Origin of the sequence: Stenotrophomonas humi, assembly GCF_001431415.1 — a bacterium.
In the GTDB taxonomy this organism is placed as follows: domain Bacteria; phylum Pseudomonadota; class Gammaproteobacteria; order Xanthomonadales; family Xanthomonadaceae; genus Stenotrophomonas; species Stenotrophomonas humi.
This window is the reverse complement of sequence record NZ_LDJI01000009.1, coordinates 36,339-55,835: the sequence shown is the minus strand read 5'-3', so window position 1 is coordinate 55,835 and position 19,497 is coordinate 36,339. Positions and strand designations below refer to the sequence as shown.

Below are 19,497 nucleotides of genomic sequence, written 5' to 3'. Positions count from 1 at the left end.
CGGATGAATATCACCGAGCTGTCCATCCGCCGCCCCGTCACCACCATCATGTTGTTTGTGTCGATGGTGGTGATCGGCCTGATTGCTGCGTTCAAGCTGCCGCTGGAGTCGGAGCCGGAAGCATCGATCCCGTTCTTCTTCATCGCCTTGCCCTATCCGGGTTCGACCCCGGAAGAAGTGGAGCGCAACCTGCTGCGGCCGGTGGAAGAGGCCATCGCCACGATGCCCGGCATCAAGACGATGAACTCGCGTGCCAACGCTGAGGGCGGCCAGATCCAGGTCGAATTCAGTGATTGGAACCGTGACATCGCCATGGCCGCATCCGAAGCGCGTGAGCGCATCGACGCGGTGCGCGACGAGTTGCCGGATGACTTCCGCCGCTATTTCGTGCAGCGCTGGAGTACCAGCGACCAGGAAGCGATCAGCCTGCGCCTGAACAGTGCGGAGGACCTGACCGCGCGCGCTGACATGATCGAGCGCGCCATCAAGCAGCGCTTGGAGCGTCTGCCCGGGGTGGCCCGCGTCGAAGTGGAAGGCGTGGCCAAGCAGGAAGTGCTGATTGCATTGGACAAGGATCGCATCAGTGCGCATGGCGTGGCCCTGAATGATCTTGTGCAGAAGCTGCAGGCAGCCAACTTCGCGGTATCGGCTGGACAGATCACCGAGGATGGCCGCCGTCTGCGCGTGCAACCCAGGGGTGAGTTGCTGGAAGTGCAGGAGCTGCGTGACCTGCCGGTCAACAACCGCGGCACCCGCCTGTCCGATATCGCCGAGGTCAGCCTGCAGCCGCAGCGCATGAGCTATGTGCGGCGGATGGAAGGAAAGCCCAGCGTAGGCGTGGACATCTACAAGGAGCGCTCGGCGAACCTGGTGGATCTGTCGCGCGCTGTGACCAAGGAGGTCGCGCTGTTGGGCGAGGATCCGGCCCTGCGCGGCGTCGACATCGAGATTGCCTGGGATTCGGGCAAGGCGGTCACCAGTTCGCTGCTGGCCCTGGCCGAGGCCGGTGCGATCGGTCTGTTGCTGTCGGTGATCGTGCTGTACGCCTTCCTGCGTCATTGGCCGTCGACGCTGATGGTGTCGATGGCGATCCCGATCTGTTTCATCATGACGCTGGGCTTCATGTACTTCACCGGCATCAGCCTGAACATCATCTCGATGATGGGCTTGTTGCTGGCGGTGGGCATGCTGGTCGACAACGCCGTGGTGGTGGTGGAGAGCATCTACCAGGAGCGCGAGAAATACCCCGGCAAACCGGAGATGGCATCGATCATCGGTACCCGCCACGTGGCGATCGCGCTGTCGGCCGGCACCTTGTGCCACTGCGTGGTGTTCCTGCCGATGATGTTCGGCGAGAAGAACATCATCACCATCTACCTGACCCAGCTGGCGCTTACCATCTCGTTCTCGCTGCTGGCCTCGTGGCTGGTGGCGGTGAGCCTGATTCCGATGCTGTCGGCGCGGATGAAGACTCCGCCGGCATTGAAGTCGCCGTTCATCAGTCGTCTGCAGCAGCGCTATGCGCGGATACTGCGCTGGACATTGCAGAATCGCGGCTGGAGTGTGGCCGGCATCGTGCTGGTGTCGGTGCTCAGCGTATGGCCGATGACCCATACCACCGGTGGCGGCGATGACAATGATCCGGACGAGATCAACATCTTCTATCAGTGGAAGGGTTCCTACTCCAAGGAAGAGATGGGCAAGGAAGTGCAGCGGGTCGAGGACTTCGTCAACGCCAACCGCGATGAGTTCAAGATCAAGCGCGTATACAGTCGTTTCGCCGAGCAGGGCTGGGCGCAGACGCGGCTGTACCTGAGCATCGACGACCGCGAGCAGAGCAAGAAGATCGAGGAAGAGGTGCGCAAGGGGCTGCCACAGTCGGCACGTGCCAAGATCGGTATCGGCTGGCCGGGCGGCATGGGTAGCGAAGGGCAGGGCCTGCGCTTCAGTCTGGTCGGTGATTCAAGCCAGACCTTGCGCGAGCTGGCCGATGACATCGTGCCGATCCTGGCGCGTGATCCGAAGCTGCGCGACGTGCGTGTGGACGTGGGCGATGCCAATGCCGAACTGGCGGTGCGGGTCAATCGCGAACGTGCAGCTGCATATGGCTTCAGTGCCCAACAGGTGGCGCAGTTCGTGGGCATGGCGCTGCGTGGCTCGTCGCTGCGTGATTTCCACCGTGATGATGTCGAGATTCCAGTCAATGTGCGCTTCTCGGGCTCGGAGAACTACAGCATCGAGGATTTGTCGTCGTTCATGGTGCGTAGCTCCAGCGGCAAGGAGATCCCGCTGCTGGCGATGGTGGACGTGAACGTCAATCCGGCGGCCAATTCGATCCAGCGCCTGAACCGTCAGACCATGCTGCGCATCGAGGCTGGTCTGGCCAAGGACGTGCCGATGGACCAGGCGCGTAAATCCGTCGAGGAAACCCTGGATCGCGTGCAGTTCCCGCCGGGCTATGGCTATACGTTCAACGGTGCGGGCTTCAACATCAACTTCGACGGCATGGACCAGATGGTGAGTGCGATCTTCATCGCCCTGATCCTGATGGTGGTGATCATGGCGGCGGTGTTCGAATCGCTGTTGTTCCCGGCTGCGATCATGTCCTGCGTGCTGTTCTCGATCTACGGCGTGTACTGGCTGTTCTGGCTGACCGGTACCGAGATGAACATCATGGCGGTGATCGGCATTCTGGTGCTGATGGGCGTGGTGGTGAACAACGGCATCGTGATGATCGAACACATCAACAACCTGCGCAGGCGAGGGGTGTCGCGCACGGAGGCGTTGATTGAAGGTAGCCGTGAGCGCTTGCGGCCGATCATGATGACGATGGGTACTGCAATCCTGGCGATGGTGCCGATTGCCTTGAACACGACCACCGCCGATGGCATGCCTCCGTACTACCCGATGGCACGTGCGATTGCGGGTGGTCTGGCGTTCTCGACGGTGGTCAGCCTGCTGTTCCTGCCGACCATCTATGCATTGCTGGATGATCTGCGCACTGGCACGGCACGACTGGTGCGCCGCGCCCGCGGCCTGCCGGCAGAACGGCCGGTGGCACTGGAGAGCTGAGTCGGCGCAGCGAAAGAAAACGAAAAGGCCCGCAGCAATGCGGGCCTTTTCTTTAGCCTCTTTCCCCTATGCGGGAGAACGGCAGAGGGCAGATCTTCGGCAAGCGCCAGAACTCAGATCAGCCAGCCAACTTCCCATAGACAATAAAACCGGTCAGCCACAACCCCAGCATGCTGCCGAGGTTGGTCAGGACGAAGGTCAGTACGATGCGGGTGACGCGATTGCGATACCAGCCCTTCACCGTCTGCGCATCGTCACGCAGCTGCAGGAAGTCCTGATAGGTCGGCTTGCGCAGGCGTGTCTCCACCAAGGCGGAGAACGCGCCGGTGGGAATGCTCAGGCGGAACGGCTTGAAGGGGGCGACCACGATGGCAGTCAGGATGCTCAGCGGGTGACTGGCGGCGAGCAACGCGCCCAGACCGGCCAGACCGCCTGTGTACATCGCCCAGGTCGCAAGCATCTGCGTGCCCATGTCCAGGCCGCCGCGCCAGAAGCCGATGCCGATGCCGGCCAGCACCACTGCAAGAATGGTCAGCGTGATCCATGGAATGTTGCGCTTCTTCGGCACCGACTCCAGCTGCTCGCGCAGTGGGCCGGGGGCTTCGGTATCGCTTTCCAGATAACGCGCCAGTCCGGCCAGATGGCCGGCGCCGACCACCGCCAGCACATTGCGCTGTTCGCTGTTGTGCTCCTGGCGCAGGCGCGTTGCCATGTAGCGGTCACGCTCGCCGATGATGGCTTCGTATAGCGCCGGGCTTTCGTTGGCGAACTCGCCAAAGCTCGATTCGAGCATGTCGCCCTGTTTCAGCTTCTCGATCTCGTCTTCGCCCACATCCTCTGAGGAGAACAGGCCCGCGCCGAGCCCGGCCACCAGCTTCAACTTGCCGAAGAAACCCAGCTGCTGCGAGGCGCGGCGGAAGGTCAGGCCGACATCGCGGTCGATCAGGTGCACCGGCAGGTTGTGCTCGTTGGCCAGCGTCACCGCGCGCTTGAGTTCAGCGCCCGGCTCGATGCCCAGTTGTTCGGCAAGGCGGCGCTGGTAGGCGGCCAACGCAAGGTTGGCGGCAAACAATGCGACGCGGCCCTTGCGGATCACCTCCACCAGGTCCAGCTGCGCAAGTGCGTTCGGGTTGGTCAGTGCCTGCAGGCGCTGCGGGTCCAGTTCGACCGCGACCGCATCAAACTGTCCGCTGCCGATGGCGTGTTCCACCGCCTGCACGCTGGCCTGCGACACATGTGCGGTGCCGAGCAGGGTGTAGCGCACGCCATCGCGTTCGACGATGCGCACCGGCTGGCCCGCAAGCAGTTCGCTGCCGGCCTCATTGGGAGTTTCGTTCATGGGGTCATTCATTCGTAGGGGCGCTGTCGGCACCGTCGCCGAGTGCGCGTTGCATCTGCACGGTATCCAGCCAGCGCCCGTGCTTGCGACCGAGGCCGCGGAAGATGCCGACCAGCTGGAAGCCGAAGCGCTCGTGCAGCTTGATCGAAGCGGTATTGGTGGGTTCGCCGATCACCGCGATCATCTGCCGGAATCCGCGCGCGGTGCATTCGTCGATCAGCGCCTGCATCAACGCACTGCCCACGCCGTGGCCCTGGAAGCGGCCATCGACGTAGACCGAGTTCTCCACGGTCCATTGATAGGCGATGCGGCCGCGATACGTGTTCGCGTAGGCGTAGCCGGCAAGCTCATCGTCGAGCGTGGCGACCAGATACGGGAAGCCACGCGCGATGATGTCGTTCATGCGCTGCGCCATTTCGCTTTCGGCCGGCACCTCGTATTCGTAGGTGTTGACCAGTTCGCGCACCTCCACCGCGTAGATGGCGGTGATGGCGGGAATGTCGGCCGCGGTGGCCGGGCGCAGCAGCAGGTTCACGGCAAGCCTTGTCAGTCGATGTAGCGCTTGAGCAGGTCGCCGTAGGCATCGATGCGGCGGTCGCGCAGGAATGGCCAGATGCGGCGCACGTGCTCGCTGCGCTGCAGGTCGACCTCGCAGATCAGCAGGGTGGCGTCGGTGCCGGCTTCGGCCAGAAACTCGCCCTGCGGACCCAGCACGTGGCTGTTGCCCCAGAAGTCGATGCCGGAAGCACCCAGTGGCGAGGCTTCATGGCCCACCCGATTGCAGCTGAGTACCGGCACGCCGTTGGCCACGGCATGGCCGCGATGGCTCAGTACCCAGGCATCACGCTGGCGGTTTTTCTCGTCCTGCACGTCTTCCGGGTCCCAGCCGATGGCGGTGGGATAGAGCAGCAGCTCAGCGCCGGCCAGCGCCATCAGGCGCGCGGCTTCCGGGTACCACTGGTCCCAGCACACCAGCACGCCAAGACGGCCCACGGAGGTGTCGATCGGCGTGAAGCCGATGTCGCCGGGCGTGAAATAGAACTTCTCGTAGAAACCCGGGTCGTCGGGGATGTGCATCTTGCGGTACTTGCCCAGCAAGGTGCCGTCTTTCTCGAAGACGACCGCGGTGTTGTGATACAGGCCAGCAGCGCGGCGTTCGAACAGCGAGCCGACGATCACCACGCCATGCTTCTTCGCCAGTGCGCCCAGCCGCTCGGTGCTCGGGCCGGGGATCGGCTCGGCCAGGTCGAACTCGTCCACCGATTCGTGCTGGCAGAAATACGGACCGTTGTGCAGTTCCTGCAGCAGCACCAGTTTCGCGCCTTGCGCGGCCGCCTCGGCCACGCGGGCTTCGATGACTTCCAGATTGGCAGCGGCATCGCCGTGGTTGCGTTCCTGGACAAGGGCGACGGTTAGGGTGTGGCGGGAGCTCATTCGGTTACATATCCGGCGTGGGAGAGGCGCATGGTAGCGCGGAAGCCGCAGCGGAATGTCCGCTGCGGCTGAACGTAAGTGCGCGCTGGCGGTGCCGCCAGCAGGGTGCCGTCAGGGCGTGATCTGAGTGGCCAACAGGCCGGCCGGCAGCTGCATGGTGATGCAGTGCAGGCTGCCGTTCTGCCAGATCAGCGAGCGGCAGGGGACCTGCACGATTTCGCGGTCGGGGAATGCCTGTGCGAGCACATCACGGGCTGCGTCATCGGCTGCGTCGCCGTAGGCCGGCATCAGCACTGCGCCATTGATGATCAGGAAGTTTGCATACGATGCGGCCAGGCGGCGCCCCTCATCGATCACCGGTTGCGGCCACGGCAGCGGGAACAGCCGGTAAGGCTGACCGTCGGTGGTCCGCAGCGCCGCCAGCTCATTGCCCATCGCCGTCAGTTCGGCGTGGTGCGAATCGCTGGCATCGTCACAGGCCTGGTAGACGATGCTGTCGGTCGAGGCGAAGCGGGCGAGGGTGTCGATGTGGGCATCGGTGTCGTCGCCTTCCAGGTAGCCATGGTCCAGCCACAGCACACGGTCCTGGTGCATCCACTGCGCCATGTCGGCGCTGAGTGCTTCGCGCTCGCGCTCGGGATGGCGTTCGTGCAGGCATTGCCAGGTGGTCAGCAGGGTGCCGGCGCCGTCGGTCTCGACGCCGCCGCCCTCCAGTGCGAACGAGATGCTGCGTACGTCGGCGCTGCTGCTGAAAACGCCTGCGCCGTGCAGCACGCCGACCAGTTGGTCGTCGAGGCTTGCTTCAAATTTGCCGCCCCATCCGGTGAAGCGGAAGTCCAGCAGCTGGAAGCTGCCATCGGCGCGCTTGAGCGTGATCGGGCCGGAGTCGCGCAGCCAGGTGTCGTCGTACTGCGCGGTGACGAAATGCACGCGTTCCATGTCGATGCGGTTCGAGCGCAGGCGCATCTCGGCATAGGTTTCGATGTCGTCATCGCCCACGCAGATCAGCACCGGCTGGAAGCGGGTGATGGCGGCGACCAGCGCGATATAGGTCTCTTCAACATCGGCCAGGCGGTCGGCCCAGTCGGTATCGGCGTGTGGCCAGGCGATCAGTACGCCGGACTGGGGTTCCCATTCGGCAGGAAAGCGGAGCGTGTCGTTCATTTCTTCTTGCTGGTAGAGCCCGGCGCGATCGCGCAGGGACGGAGGTGGTGGCCGGCGTTGCCGCCGGTCGCCACGGGCCAAGTCAGCGGATCGGCGGCTTCGGGCCGATTTCGTCGGGGGCTGCCTGGTTGGCGACCACATCGATCACGCGCTGCTTCTCGAAGTAGACGGTGAATGCCGGGTAGACCCAGCGGTTGATCGTCGGCCACTGGCGCTTCTGGCCGCCACGCGGGTCCAGCCGTTCCTGCGGTGCACCGAAGCGGGCTTCGACCTGGCTGGCGGTTTCACCACGTACCGGCAGTGCGCCGGCGGGCTTTTCCTGTGCCCGCTCGATCAACAGCGTGTCGGCCATGGCTGCGGGCGCCGCCACGAGTGCGCTGATCAGGGTCAGTGTTTTCAACAGATGCTTCATGGTCGCTTCTCCCCAGAGGACAGATGACGATTACAGCAAAAAACCGGCAACAAAAAACCGCCCGGAGGCGGCTTTTTGTGAAAAGCCGAAACCCTTTCGGATTCCGGTGTCGGCTTTCGCCGACCGGCTCAGCGCTGGCGAGCCTTGAAGCGCGGGTTCGACTTGCAGATCACGAAGATCTTGCCGCGACGGCGAACAACCTTGCAATCACGGTGACGGGTCTTCGCCGACTTCAGGGAGGACAGGACTTTCATTGCATACCTCGGCGGATAACTGTTGGAATTTTCAAGAGCGCGGCCGCGGATATGCAGGATGACGCTCGTTCAAGCCCGCCATTCTACCGGGTAATTCCATGCGCGTTCAAGTGGTTGCATTGAACGGGGCGCCGGAGCGGCAGCGCGGGGCGTTAGAATAGCCCGATTCGTGTCCAGATCAGGCAGCCAGATGAGCCAGCTTTCCCCCGTTCTCACCATTGATGGCCCGTCCGGGGCAGGCAAAGGCACCGTCAGTCGCATCGTTGCGCGAAAGCTGGGTTGGCATTACCTGGATTCAGGTGCGCTTTATCGTGCGGTGGGGGTGGCGGCCAGCTGGGCGGACATCGACACCTCTGATGCGTCAGCGCTGGTGCGGTGCACATTCGACACCAAGGTTCAGTTCGCTGAACAGGGTGAGAGCCTACGCGTGCTGGTCAATGGTACCGATGCCACCGACGAGCTTCGGCTGGAAACCACGGGGGCTTTGGCCTCGGCCATTGCGGCCATCCCCGAAGTGCGGGCTGCGCTGAAAGAGCGCCAGCGCGCATTCAGGGTTTTGCCGGGGTTGGTGGCCGATGGGCGTGACATGGGGACCGTCATCTTCCCGGATGCCCCATTCAAGGTATTCCTGACTGCGAGCGCCGAGGAGCGGGCGCAGCGGCGGCATAAGCAGTTGAAAGAAAAAGGGGTTTCGGTTAACTTTGACGACCTCCTGCGTGAGATCATGGCCCGCGACGCCCGTGATGCACAGCGCGCAGTGGCGCCCCTGAGGCCGGCCGAAGACGCCGTTCTCATCGACACCAGCGGTATTGGCATCGACGACGTCGTTGCCAAGGTGCTGGGTCTGGTTTCCGTCAAGGAAGCCTGATCCAATGCTGCGTTGAGTGTGGCCAGTCCATCGGCTGCAGTCGCAGATAGAGAAGTTGCAACAACCCCGCTGCGCAATGGTGCGTGGTGGGCTTTTTCATTCACATGCGGCCGCCTTCATGGGGTCGTCCAACAGGCTGGACAGTACGGGTTTTTGCAACACATCCGCTGTCCATTTGTTCAATTGAGTAAATCTAATGACCGAATCATTTGCAGAACTGTTTGAAGCCAGTCAGGCCAATCTGGCCAAGCTGAAGCCCGGTTCCATCGTTATCGGTACCGTCGTGGAAGTTCGCGGCGACGTGGTGGTGATCAACGCCGGCCTGAAGTCTGAAGGCATTGTGCCGATCGAACAGTTCCGTAACGACGCTGGCGAGATCGACGTCGCTGAAGGCGACCAGGTCAAGGTCGCCCTCGACTCGATCGAGAACGGCTTCGGCGAAACCGTGTTGTCGCGCGAGAAAGCAAAGCGCGCCATGGTGTGGGACGAGCTGGAAGAAGCGTTGGAAAAGAACGAAACCATCACCGGCCGCATCAGCGGCAAGGTCAAGGGTGGTTTCACCGTGGACATCAAGGATGTCCGCGCGTTCCTGCCCGGTTCGCTGGTGGATGTGCGCCCGGTGCGCGACCCGGCCTACCTGGAAGGCAAGGAGCTGGAGTTCAAGCTCATCAAGCTCGACCGCAAGCGTAACAACGTGGTCGTTTCGCGTCGTGCAGTTGTCGAGAGCGAGCACTCGGAAGAGCGCGAGCAGCTGATGGACAAGCTGCAGGAAGGCGCGATCCTGAAGGGTGTCGTCAAGAACCTGACCGATTACGGCGCATTCGTGGACCTGGGCGGTATCGACGGCCTGCTGCACATCACCGACATGGCATGGAAGCGCGTGCGCCATCCGTCCGAAGTCGTGAACGTCGGCGACGAGCTGGACGTGCGCGTGCTGAAGTTCGACCGCGAGCGCAACCGCGTTTCGCTGGGCCTGAAGCAGCTGGGCGAAGATCCGTGGGACAACATCTCGCGTCGTTACCCGGCCAACAGCCGCGTGTTCGGCAAGGTCTCCAACGTTACCGATTACGGCGCGTTCGTTGAGATCGAGCCGGGCGTCGAAGGCCTGGTGCACGTCTCGGAAATGGATTGGACCAACAAGAACGTCAACCCGTCCAAGGTTGTGCAGGTCGGTGACGAAGTTGAAGTCATGGTCCTGGACGTCGACGAGGAGCGTCGCCGCATCTCGCTGGGCATGAAGCAGGTTGCTGCCAACCCGTGGGAAACCTTCGCCGCCATCTTCAAGAAGGGCGACAAGGTTGCCGGCCAGATCAAGTCGATCACCGACTTCGGCATCTTCATCGGCCTGGACGGCGGTATCGATGGCCTGGTGCACCTGTCGGACATCAGCTGGAACACCACCGGCGAAGACGTGGTCCGCAACTACAAGAAGGGCGACACCCTGGAAGCCGTTGTTCTGGCTGTCGACCCGGAGCGCGAGCGCATCTCGCTGGGCGTCAAGCAGCTTGAGCAGGATCCGTTCGGCCAGTTCATGGCGATCAATCCGAAGGGCTCGAAGGTCGAAGGCGTGGTCAAGGAAGTTGACGCCAAGGGCGCCATCATCGAACTGGCTGACGGCATCGAAGGCTACGTGGCTGCACGCGACATCAGTGTCGACCGTGTGGACGACGCCACCCAGCACCTGAAGGTCGGCGACAAGGTCGAAGCCAAGTTCGTGGGCATGGACCGCAAGGGCCGCACCCTGCAGCTGTCGATCAAGGCCAAGGACGATGCTGAAATGCGCGAAACGCTGGAGGACTACCAGTCCGCTTCCGGCGGCACCACCCAGCTGGGTGCGCTGCTTCGTGCGCAGTTGAATGGCAACAAGTCCGAGTAATTCGGGCATCCTGTTGCAGATGTGACCTGGGCGGCCCGGATATCAATCCGGGCCGCTTCAGGGTTGATACCCAGCCATTGGCGAGTACGCAATGACCAAATCCGAGCTGATCGAAATCCTTGCGCGCCACCAGGCGCACCTGAAGGCCGATGATGTCGATCTGGCGGTGAAGTCGTTGTTGGAAATGATGGGTGGGTCGTTGTCTTCCGGGGATCGCATCGAGATCCGCGGTTTTGGTAGTTTTTCCCTGCATTACCGCCCGCCACGCCTGGGCCGCAATCCGAAGACGGGTGAGTCGGTAGCGTTGCCGGGCAAGCATGTGCCGCATTTCAAGCCGGGCAAGGAGCTGCGCGAGCGCGTCAGCTCGGTGGTGCCGCTGGAAAGCGATCCGGCCTGAAACGGGCCGCCGTACTTCGCTGCGCATTCATGCGCTGATTCGGTAAGCTACGGCCTCTAGTTATTGGAGCAGCTGCCGCATGAAGATCGTCCGTTTATTGATCCTGCTGGCAGTTCTTGTCGGCGGCTTGGTGATTGGGTCGCTCAATTCCCAACCCATTGAAATCAGCCTGGCGTTCTGGGTGCTCAAGACCACCTCTGGCCTGGCGATCATTGCATCGCTGTTGGTGGGTGCGCTGGTCGGTGGTGGCATGGTGCTGGCCGGGCTGGTCGTGCCGATGTATGCCAAGTTGCGGCGTGCCAACAAGGCCGCTTCCGCAGCGGTTTCCGAGCCGGCGGCTACCGTGCAATCTCCTTCTCCTTTCGACGGGCGCTGATCGAAGATGGCCTTTATCAGTGAGTGGTTCTGGTTCTTCCTGTGTCTGCCCATTGCGGCGGTTGGTGGCTGGGTGGTGGGTCGACGAGGCGGTCAACGTCATAGCGAGAACCAGGTCAGTCGCCTGTCCAGTACCTATTTCCGTGGTCTGAACTACCTGCTCAACGAACAGCCGGACAAGGCCATCGAGCTGTTCCTGCATATCGCGGAGCTGGACAAGGAAACGTTCGAAACGCAGGTGGCGTTGGGGCATTTGTTCCGTCGCCGTGGCGAGGTGGATCGTGCCATCCGCCTGCATCAAGGCTTGGTCAATCGCGGGGATCTGAGCGATGCGCAGCGTGTCCAGGCACTGCTGGCGCTGGGCGAGGACTATATGAAGTCCGGCCTGCTCGATCGTGCCGAGACGGTGTTCACCGAGCTGGCGCAGCTGGACCAGCGCGCACCACAGGCGCTCAAGCACCTGATCAGCATCTATCAGGCCGAGCGCGACTGGGAAAAGGCGATCGAGAACGCGACCCGCTATGAGCAGGTCACCGATGAGCCGATGGGTAAGTTGATTGGCCAGTTCGAATGCGAACTGGCCGAGCGCTATCGCGCCGCCGGCCGGCTGGATGACGCGCGTGCCGCGATCAATCGTGCCAACGCCGCCGACGCCATGAGCGTGCGTGCCGGCATCATCGAAGGGCGGCTGGAGAGCGATTTCGGCAATGACGAGGCGGCTGTTCGTGCGTTCGAGCGTGCCGCACGCAACGACCCGGATTATCTGCCCGAAATCCTGCCGCAACTGGTCAAGAACTACCGCAATGTCGGCGACATCGCCGGTGCGCGTGCTTTCCTTGCGGAGATGACCGAGCACTATCGCGGTATCGCACCGGTGCTGGCGTTGACGCGTTTGATGGAAGAGCAGGAGGGTACCGCTCCGGCGCGTGCTTACCTGGGGCGCCAGTTGAAGGATCGCCCGTCGGTGCGCGGCGAGTCGGCGTTGATCGACCTGACGCTGGCTGAAGGGGCCGACCCGGTTGCCACGCTGCAGGATCTCAAGCACATCACCGACCAGTTGCTGGTTCGCAACCCTGCCTACCGCTGCACCCGCTGTGGCTTTGGTGCGCGGACCCACCATTGGCAATGCCCCAGCTGCAAAGAGTGGGGTACAGTCAAGCCGCTGCTGAACTACGCGGTGCTCTGAGGCGTGTTACCGCATCATCTGTGGCTTCCGTTGGTTGCCTTCGGGGTGGCCGTGGCGACGACCTGGCTGGCGATTCGCTATGCGATCAAGCGCCAACTGGTCGATATGCCGGGGGAGCGTCGCAGTCACAAAGTCTCCACGCCGCGTGGTGGTGGGATCGGCATCGTGGTTTCGGTGCTGCTGGCGTGTTTCGCCGTGGCGTTGCTGTATCCGGCGGCAGCTGTGCCTGCGGGCGTGTTCGCCATTGGTTTGATGATGGTGGCGGGAATCGGTTGGTGGGACGACCATCGATCACTTCCCGCGCTTCCCCGGCTGCTGGTGCATCTGCTGGCGGCGATCCTACTGGGGTTGCTGGTCTGGATGGGCAGCGGCAGTGTGATCAAAGCGCTGTTCTGTACGCTGCTTGCGGTCTCGCTGATCAACATCTGGAACTTCATGGATGGGATCAACGGTCTAGCCGTCACCCAGGCGATTCTGGTGGCCATTGGCGCCGCCTTCCTGTTGCCGTTTCCGTACGCGTTGGCGGGCTTGGTGACGGCTGCAGCATGCTTGGGCTTTTTGCCGTTCAACTTCCCGAGGGCCAGGGTATTCATGGGGGACGTGGGGAGCGGGGCGCTGGGCTACGTGATGGCGGGGCTGTTGTCCCTCGGTATGAGCGTGACCGAAGTAGCCATTCCTGTGTGGCTGATGCTGCCCGCCGCGTTCTTCATTGATGCTGGCTTCACATTGCTGACGCGCATCTTCAACGGCGAGCGTTGGATGCAGCCGCACACCCAGCATCTGTACCAGCGTTTCGTAAAGCGTGAATGGAGTCACTCCCTTGTTACGGGAGGCTATTCGCTCTTTACCCTTTGCGGAATTACACTTGCGGCGTTGTTTTCAAGGCTTTCCCAAGGTTGGGAATGGGCAGGGGGCGTCATCTGGGTGGCTGCGACGGCAGTGGCCTGGTTTTTCCTGCGCAGGCAATTTTTCATAAAGGACGAGAGCTGATGGCATCCTGGCAAAAGCGTTTCTTTGCAGACAGTGGATTGCGGTATGCGGTGATGCTGCATGACCTGGCCATGGTCTGGCTGTGCTGGCAGCTGCTGTTTGCCGCTCGTTACGCCATGTTGGAAAATGCCCCCGCTTTGCCGCTGTTCTCATTGGACGTGCTGGCGGTGGTCGCCCTCCAGTCGGTTGCCTTCTGGAAGGTGGGGCTGTATCGCGGCCTTTGGCGTTTTGCCAGCGTCGCTGACCTGATCAATATCTTCAAGGCGAGCTTTGTCGGCTTGCTGGCCATTGTGGTGGTGTTCTCGTACCGGCGACTGGAAGGTATTCCGATATCCGTCCTGGTGGTTTACCCATTTGCGCTGTCAGCGCTGCTGGGCACCCCGCGCTTGCTGTACCGGGCATGGAAGGACTACCAGAATGTCCAATCCGATGCGCGGGCACGCCGAGTGCTGGTGTTGGGCGCCGGGCAGGCCGCCGAGTCACTGATCAAGGATCTGCGCCGATCCGGCGATTATGAACCTGTCGGCGTGCTGGACGACTCGACGCATCTGCGCGGAGCAAATCTGCACGGCATTCCGATCTTGGGTGCGCTCGATGATGTTGCTTCGGTGGCCAAGGAAACCGATGCCAAACTGTTGGTGATTGCGATCCCCACGCTGGACGCGGCTGGCATGCAGCGCGTGGTCGGGCTGTGTGAAAGCACCGGCCTGCCGTTCCGGACCGTACCGAAGCTGGCAGATATTCTTGAAGGCAGCTCGTTGCCCGGTCAGCTCAAGGAAGTGGCGATCGAGGACCTGTTGGGACGCAAGCCCATTCTTCCTGACTGGGAATTGATCCGCGGCTGGCTGCGCGGTCGCACCGTGCTTGTCACCGGTGGTGGCGGATCGATCGGATCGGAGCTTTGCCGACAGGTCGCACGCCATGGCGCCACCCGTATTGTCGTGCTGGAAATCAGCGAACTGCTGATGATCAACATCCAGGCAGAGCTGCGGCGCAGTTTTCCTGACCTGCACGTGCATGGGGTGCTGGGTGATTGTGGCGACCCTGCCGTGGTCCGGCATGCCTTGAGCAGCTTCAAGCCTGACACCGTGTTCCATGCTGCCGCCTACAAGCAGGTGCCATTGCTGGAAGAGCAGCTGCGCGAAGCGGTGCGTAACAACACCCTGGCGACCGAATGCGTGGCTACAGCCTGTGTCGAAAGCGGAGTGGAGAACTTTGTCTTCATCTCGACCGACAAGGCGGTGGATCCGGCCAACGCGCTGGGCGCGAGCAAGCGCTATGCCGAGATGATCTGCCAGAGTTTGAACAAGCGCTCGCCTACGACCCGCTTCGTCACGGTGCGTTTTGGCAACGTGCTGGGGTCGGTGGGTAGCGTGGTTCCGATGTTCCGTGAGCAGATCCGCACCGGTGGGCCGATCACCGTGACCCATCCGGATGTCAGTCGCTATTTCATGACGATTCCGGAGGCGTGCCTGCTGATTCTGCAGGCGGCGGCATCGTCGTCGAGGGGTGCCATCTACATGCTGGACATGGGCGAGCCGGTATTCATCCGGCACCTGGCCGAGCAGATGATCCGGCTGGCCGGAAAGGTGCCTGGCGTGGATATTTCCATCGTCTATACCGGGCTGCGTGCTGGCGAAAAGCTTCACGAGAGCTTGTTCTACGACGATGAGAATTGCCAGCCGACAGCACACCCGAAGGTGCTGGAAGCCGGCGTCCGCGAGTTTTCACCGGAGCTGGTGTTGAGTAATGTGGCTGTGCTACGGCGGGCGATTGCTTCGTACGATATCGAAGTGATGCGCGCCATTCTGTCCACCACGATTCCTGAGTTCCAACCCGTTGTAGAGCATGCCGCGCGCAGTGCTACGGCAAAGATTGTGCAGTTCCCCACCAAGGAAGCAGGAAGGAATCACTGATGAGCGGTCGTATCAAAAAGGCGGTATTCCCCGTTGCAGGTCTCGGTACGCGGTTTTTGCCCGCGACCAAGACCGTTCCCAAGGAGATGCTGCCGATCATTGACCGGCCGTTGATCCAGTACGCGGTGGATGAGGCCATTGAGGCAGGTTGCGACACGCTGGTGTTCATCACCAATCGTTACAAACATGCGGTGGCCGACTACTTCGATAAAGCCTACGAGTTGGAGCAGAAGCTGGAGCGTGCCGGCAAGCAGGAGCAGTTGGAACTGATCCGGCATGTGCTGCCCAAGGGTGTGCGTGCGGTATTCGTCACCCAGACCGAGGCGCTTGGCCTGGGACATGCGGTGCTGTGCGCCAAGGCCATCATCGGTGACGAGCCGTTCGCGGTGCTGCTGCCCGACGATCTGATCTGGAACCGGGGCGAGGGCGCCTTGAAGCAGATGGCTGATCTCAACCAGGCGACCGGAGCCAGCGTGATCGCCGTTGAAGACGTGCCGCATGACAAGACCGGCAGTTACGGCATCGTCGCCACCGAGACCTTCGACGGGCGTCATGGGCGGATCTCGCAGATTGTCGAGAAGCCCAAGCCGGAGGAGGCGCCCAGTGACCTGGCGGTGGTGGGGCGCTATGTGCTGAGTCCAAAAATCTTTGAACTGCTGGAGCACACGGCAACGGGTGCAGGCGGGGAGATCCAGTTGACCGATGCCATTGCCCAGCTGCTTAAAAGCGAGCCGGTGAACGCTTATCGCTTCGAGGGCACGCGCTTTGACTGCGGTACCCATTTGGGACTGGTCGAAGCCACCATCCGTTTCGCGCTGGAGAACGAGAAGCTGGCCCAGCCGGCGCGTGAAATCATGAAGAAGATGTTGGCCGAGTGAGTTGTCCAGGCCGTTGAAATACGGCCAGTGGGCGACCCCATGTGACGCATCAAAAAGGCCTGGAAGCCCTCAAAATAGGGGCTCCAGGCTTTTTCTTTGGTTCTGGTGGGTTGCCTTGGGGACAGTCTTGCCCCGCATGGCGCGCCATTCCTGCCTGACACTACGGTCAGGCACGATCAACAGACAGTGCCAGCGGGCGCTTGTCGATCAGGCGCCCGGCAGCAGCGGCCGCAGGATGGGTTCGAGTTGTTGCTGGCGCCAGCCTGCCAGGGCACTTGGCCATTGGCCGCTTTCCAACAGCGATTCCAGGTGCTTGCGCGAGGCGAGCAGACCGTCGGGCAGGCCCAGTTCGGCGGTGAGTCTGGCAACGGCATCCTGCAGGCGCTTGAAGGCGGCCTTGTTGCCCTCGGTGGCCTGTAGCGCCATCGGCGCCTCGGCTTCGTCAGGTAGTGGCGTGGTCAGAGCTTCCCACAGCGATTGCGCCAGTTTGCGCGGGGCCTTGGGGAAACGCCCGAATACCTTGAGCATCGCTTCGTAATCGGCCGGCGGCGTGCGTGCGAGCAGGTTGGCCAGTTCGTTGTCCAGGATCCAACTGCGCGGTTTGTCACTCAGCCGGGCCTGCTGCTCACGCCAGCGCAGCAGTCGCAGCAGTCGCAGCTGCGCTTCGGGCTCAAGGAACTGCGAAGCGCGCATGGATAGATGCGGCCAGTGCTCGCCTTCATCGCGCGCGACGCTGGCGATCATGCGTTCGCCGTCGTCCATCAGCCACTGCATGCGGTCTTTCGCTTGCAGGCGTTCGCTGAGGCTGTCGTGCAGGGCGAACAGGTACTCGACATCGTCCGCAGCGTATTCGAGCTGGGCGTCACTGAGCGGGCGCTTGAGCCAATCCGAGCGCGTCTCACCCTTGGGCAGAGTGACGCCGGTGATTTCGGCCACCAGTTTCTGGTAGCCCATGCCACCGCCAACGCCGGCCAGCGCAGCGGCGATCTGGGTGTCGAACAACGGGCGTGGCAGTGCATCGCAGGCAGACTTGAAGGCGACCAGGTCTTCGCTGGCGCTATGCATGACCTTGGTGATCGAAGTGTCGGTCAGCCAGGGCTTCAGGGCCTCGCACATGCCAGGTATCAGCGGGTCGATCAGCAGGATTTCGTTGCCGACCGCCATCTGCACCAGGGCCAGTTGCGGCCAGTAGGTGCGTTCGCGAATGAATTCGGTGTCCAGTCCAATGCGGTCGGGGCGCTGTTGATAGCGCTCTTCCAGTTCCGATGGGTGTTTGATCCAGTAAGCCACGTGGGTTCCGTCGACGGCAGGGTTTGCTCAGGCAGGCGAGAATAGCCTAACGTCGGGCCGCGCCCGTCGAAGCAGGCGGGCAAGTGGAGGCTTTTTTGCGTAGGACTGGCCAATTGAAGGGTGTGACGCTGCTGCTGTCGCTGCTGCTCGGCGGCTGTGGACAGCCACCCGGCGATGCAACGCAGGTGCAGCCGCGCGCGGAGGGGCAGGCGCCGCAGCCAGAGGCCATTGCGGTCCCCAAGGCTGCGCCGGTGGCGCCTGACCCCGCCCCGCAGGTGGAAATGACCGTTTTGCCGGCCTGGTCCGCGCCAGAGGTGAGCCTGCAGCCGGAGCAGCTGCCCGAAGCACGCAAGGCCGCCGACAAGGCGTTGGCCGAAGGGCGGCTCTACCAGGAGGCGGACGATGCGATTCCGCTGTATCTGGCAATCCTTGCCCTGCAGCCGCAGGACCGCGCCGCCAAACGCGGGTTGGACAAGGCCCGGCAGCAATTGCGGACGCAGGCCACCGCGCTGCTGGCGCAGACGGAAAACCAGCGGCAGGCCTTGGCGCAGGCGGCGGAACGCGTCGGCGTGGCCGTGGCGCTGGCGCCGGAGGGCAAGGCCGAGCGTGAACTGGCACAGCGCATTGCCACCGCACGGCGTCTGCTGGCCCTCAACCGCGCCGGCGAGCAGGCGCTGCGTGAGCACCAGTTCGGCGAGGATGGAGGCGGCGCGCAGGCGGCGTTCCGCGAGGTGCTGGCGACCGATCCAGCCAACAGTCGCGCTCGCCAGGGGTTGGCGGCGATCGAGAGTGGGCTGATCCGACGTGCCGAGCACGCGGCGGCGGTTGAATCCGATTTCCAGGCCGCTGCGATGTGGCTGGGCAAGGCCAGCACCATTCGCGGTGAGGGCCCGACGCTGGCGGATGCGCGTCTGCGTATCGAAGGCATCCGCACCGCGCAGCTGGATGCCCTGCGCGAAGGCGGCCTGCGCGACCTCACCTCGTCCAAGGGCTTGAAGGCCGCGCGGCAGAAGCTGGAACAAGCCCAGCGCATCGCCCTGGCCGGGGATGGCACGGTCACGCTGCTGGCCGAGCGTATCGAGCTGGTGACCCGCTATGGCAGCTTCCGGCCGCGGCAGGTGTTTTCCGATGCATTGCAGGATGGCAGCCGTGGTCCGCGCATGGTGGTGGTGCCATATGGCACGTTCCAGATGGGGGCTGAGGCAGAGGAGATCGGCGCCAATGACGCCGAGCGTCCACGGCACGCGGTGCGTTTCGACCGCGGCTTCGCCATGACCATCACCGAAGTGACGGTGGCCGATTTCCGCCGTTTCGTGGAGACGGCCAAGTCGCGCCCGCGTGCGACCCGGCGGGGCCATTCCATCGTCTATGACGAGCGCAGTGGCAATTTCATCCGGCGCAGCGGCGTGGATTGGCAGTCGGACTACAACGGACTCAAGGCGGCTCCCAACAGCCCGGTGATGCACGTCAGCGTGCGTGACGCGGAGGCTTATGCGGCCTGGCTGTCCGAGCAGACGGGGCGGCACTACCGGCTGCCCAGTGAGTCCGAGTTTGAATACGCCCTGCGTGCGGGCAGCCAGGGGCGCTATCCGTGGGGCCGCGCCTCGGTGCCGCCGGAGAATACCGGCAACTTCACCGGCAGCCTGGACGTCTCGCCCAGCGGCCGGCATTGGAACAATGCTTTCATCGGCTATGGCGATGGCTTCTGGGGCACCGCACCGGCAGGCATCTTCAATGCCAATCCCTGGGGCCTGCATGACATGGCCGGCAATCTCAGCGAGTGGGTGGCTGACTGTTGGCACGCCAGCTACCGGCGGGCACCAGCCGATGGTGCAGCCTGGTACAACCCGGGGTGCCGGCAACGGGTGATCCGCGGCGGCAACTGGGCCAATGCACCGGAGCAGACCCGGGCAGCCTGGCGACAATCGCAGGATTCGGATGTGACCTCGGCCCGCATCGGCTTCCGCCTGGTACGCGGTATTTGACATTGCCATCGGGGCAGGGCGCGCTAACATCGCCAACGAACCACCTCGACCCAACCCGAAC

The 19,497-nt window shown here is 62.9% G+C and carries 17 protein-coding genes; 10 read left to right on the top strand and 7 right to left on the bottom strand.

Annotated elements, in window-relative coordinates:
* Nucleotides 1-3: 3 nt before the first annotated feature.
* Nucleotides 4-3,072, top strand: coding sequence for an efflux RND transporter permease subunit (locus ABB26_RS04510; RefSeq protein WP_057632395.1), 3,069 nt, complete (start codon nt 4-6; stop codon nt 3,070-3,072).
* Between the two features lie 118 nt (nt 3,073-3,190).
* Here the strand turns inward: ABB26_RS04510 and ABB26_RS04505 are convergent, their stop codons facing one another.
* From ABB26_RS04505 to ykgO, 6 genes are all read right to left on the bottom strand, one after another.
* Nucleotides 3,191-4,423: a TraB/GumN family protein gene (locus ABB26_RS04505; RefSeq protein WP_057632394.1), complete on the bottom strand. Its 1,233-nt coding sequence runs from the start codon at nt 4,421-4,423 to the stop codon at nt 3,191-3,193.
* Entirely contained in the window at nt 4,416-4,946 is a 531-nt protein-coding gene (locus tag ABB26_RS04500) for a GNAT family N-acetyltransferase (RefSeq protein ID WP_057632393.1), read from the bottom strand. Before ABB26_RS04500 ends, ABB26_RS04505 begins: the two co-directional genes overlap by 8 nt.
* A gap of 11 nt (nt 4,947-4,957) precedes the next feature.
* Complete coding sequence (locus ABB26_RS04495; RefSeq protein WP_057632392.1) at nt 4,958-5,845, bottom strand: carbon-nitrogen hydrolase; 888 nt, start codon at nt 5,843-5,845, stop codon at nt 4,958-4,960.
* A gap of 111 nt (nt 5,846-5,956) precedes the next feature.
* Nucleotides 5,957-7,009 (bottom strand): agmatine deiminase family protein, encoded by a 1,053-nt coding sequence (locus tag ABB26_RS04490; protein WP_057632391.1) that lies wholly within the window; start codon nt 7,007-7,009, stop codon nt 5,957-5,959.
* Nucleotides 7,010-7,091: 82 nt separating this feature from the next.
* Entirely contained in the window at nt 7,092-7,421 is a 330-nt protein-coding gene (locus ABB26_RS04485) for a hypothetical protein (protein ID WP_057632390.1), read from the bottom strand.
* Nucleotides 7,422-7,549: 128 nt separating this feature from the next.
* Nucleotides 7,550-7,675 (bottom strand): type B 50S ribosomal protein L36, encoded by a 126-nt coding sequence (gene ykgO / locus ABB26_RS04480; protein ID WP_057628212.1) that lies wholly within the window; start codon nt 7,673-7,675, stop codon nt 7,550-7,552.
* A 190-nt stretch (nt 7,676-7,865) separates the two neighbouring features.
* Here ykgO and cmk point away from each other — a divergent pair, with 190 nt between their 5' ends.
* The 8 genes from cmk (at nt 7,866) to galU (ending at nt 16,161) form a co-directional block, all read left to right on the top strand.
* Entirely contained in the window at nt 7,866-8,543 is a 678-nt protein-coding gene (cmk, locus tag ABB26_RS04475; RefSeq protein WP_057632389.1) for a (d)CMP kinase, read from the top strand.
* Between the two features lie 196 nt (nt 8,544-8,739).
* Complete coding sequence (gene rpsA / locus ABB26_RS04470; protein WP_057632388.1) at nt 8,740-10,419, top strand: 30S ribosomal protein S1; 1,680 nt, start codon at nt 8,740-8,742, stop codon at nt 10,417-10,419.
* Nucleotides 10,420-10,510: 91 nt separating this feature from the next.
* Nucleotides 10,511-10,816, top strand: coding sequence for an integration host factor subunit beta (locus ABB26_RS04465; protein ID WP_057632387.1), 306 nt, complete (start codon nt 10,511-10,513; stop codon nt 10,814-10,816).
* 79 nt (nt 10,817-10,895) lie between these two features.
* Nucleotides 10,896-11,192 (top strand): lipopolysaccharide assembly protein LapA domain-containing protein, encoded by a 297-nt coding sequence (locus tag ABB26_RS04460; RefSeq protein ID WP_057632386.1) that lies wholly within the window; start codon nt 10,896-10,898, stop codon nt 11,190-11,192.
* A 6-nt stretch (nt 11,193-11,198) separates the two neighbouring features.
* Complete coding sequence (gene lapB / locus ABB26_RS04455; protein ID WP_057632385.1) at nt 11,199-12,377, top strand: lipopolysaccharide assembly protein LapB; 1,179 nt, start codon at nt 11,199-11,201, stop codon at nt 12,375-12,377.
* A gap of 51 nt (nt 12,378-12,428) precedes the next feature.
* Nucleotides 12,429-13,367, top strand: a complete 939-nt coding sequence (locus ABB26_RS04450; protein WP_245626131.1) for an MraY family glycosyltransferase — start codon at nt 12,429-12,431, stop codon at nt 13,365-13,367.
* Nucleotides 13,367-15,283 (top strand): polysaccharide biosynthesis protein, encoded by a 1,917-nt coding sequence (locus ABB26_RS04445; RefSeq protein WP_057632383.1) that lies wholly within the window; start codon nt 13,367-13,369, stop codon nt 15,281-15,283. Before ABB26_RS04450 ends, ABB26_RS04445 begins: the two co-directional genes overlap by 1 nt.
* The gene (gene galU, locus ABB26_RS04440) at nt 15,283-16,161 is read left to right on the top strand and encodes a UTP--glucose-1-phosphate uridylyltransferase GalU (RefSeq protein WP_057632382.1); all 879 of its coding nucleotides are present in this window, start codon (nt 15,283-15,285) and stop codon (nt 16,159-16,161) included. Before ABB26_RS04445 ends, galU begins: the two co-directional genes overlap by 1 nt.
* 207 nt (nt 16,162-16,368) lie before the next feature.
* On the opposite strand, the gene rnd is transcribed toward galU, so the two are convergent.
* Nucleotides 16,369-17,451 (bottom strand): ribonuclease D, encoded by a 1,083-nt coding sequence (rnd, locus tag ABB26_RS04435; protein ID WP_057632381.1) that lies wholly within the window; start codon nt 17,449-17,451, stop codon nt 16,369-16,371.
* A 95-nt stretch (nt 17,452-17,546) separates the two neighbouring features.
* Here rnd and ABB26_RS04430 point away from each other — a divergent pair, with 95 nt between their 5' ends.
* Nucleotides 17,547-19,436 carry a formylglycine-generating enzyme family protein gene (locus tag ABB26_RS04430; protein WP_425477240.1) on the top strand — a complete coding sequence of 630 codons (1,890 nt, stop codon included), beginning with the start codon at nt 17,547-17,549 and terminating at the stop codon, nt 19,434-19,436.
* The last annotated feature ends 61 nt before the right edge of the window (nt 19,437-19,497 follow it).

Coding starts and splice junctions, on each gene's coding strand:
- ABB26_RS04505 (WP_057632394.1), bottom strand. CDS start 4,423: ATGAATGACCCCATGAACGAAACTCCCAATGAGGCCGGCAGCGAACTG.
- cmk (WP_057632389.1), top strand. CDS start 7,866: ATGAGCCAGCTTTCCCCCGTTCTCACCATTGATGGCCCGTCCGGGGCA.
- ABB26_RS04510 (WP_057632395.1), top strand. CDS start 4: ATGAATATCACCGAGCTGTCCATCCGCCGCCCCGTCACCACCATCATG.
- ABB26_RS04445 (WP_057632383.1), top strand. CDS start 13,367: ATGGCATCCTGGCAAAAGCGTTTCTTTGCAGACAGTGGATTGCGGTAT.
- galU (WP_057632382.1), top strand. CDS start 15,283: ATGAGCGGTCGTATCAAAAAGGCGGTATTCCCCGTTGCAGGTCTCGGT.
- ABB26_RS04485 (WP_057632390.1), bottom strand. CDS start 7,421: ATGAAGCATCTGTTGAAAACACTGACCCTGATCAGCGCACTCGTGGCG.
- rpsA (WP_057632388.1), top strand. CDS start 8,740: ATGACCGAATCATTTGCAGAACTGTTTGAAGCCAGTCAGGCCAATCTG.
- ABB26_RS04495 (WP_057632392.1), bottom strand. CDS start 5,845: ATGAGCTCCCGCCACACCCTAACCGTCGCCCTTGTCCAGGAACGCAAC.
- ABB26_RS04465 (WP_057632387.1), top strand. CDS start 10,511: ATGACCAAATCCGAGCTGATCGAAATCCTTGCGCGCCACCAGGCGCAC.
- ykgO (WP_057628212.1), bottom strand. CDS start 7,675: ATGAAAGTCCTGTCCTCCCTGAAGTCGGCGAAGACCCGTCACCGTGAT.
- ABB26_RS04460 (WP_057632386.1), top strand. CDS start 10,896: ATGAAGATCGTCCGTTTATTGATCCTGCTGGCAGTTCTTGTCGGCGGC.
- lapB (WP_057632385.1), top strand. CDS start 11,199: ATGGCCTTTATCAGTGAGTGGTTCTGGTTCTTCCTGTGTCTGCCCATT.
- ABB26_RS04490 (WP_057632391.1), bottom strand. CDS start 7,009: ATGAACGACACGCTCCGCTTTCCTGCCGAATGGGAACCCCAGTCCGGC.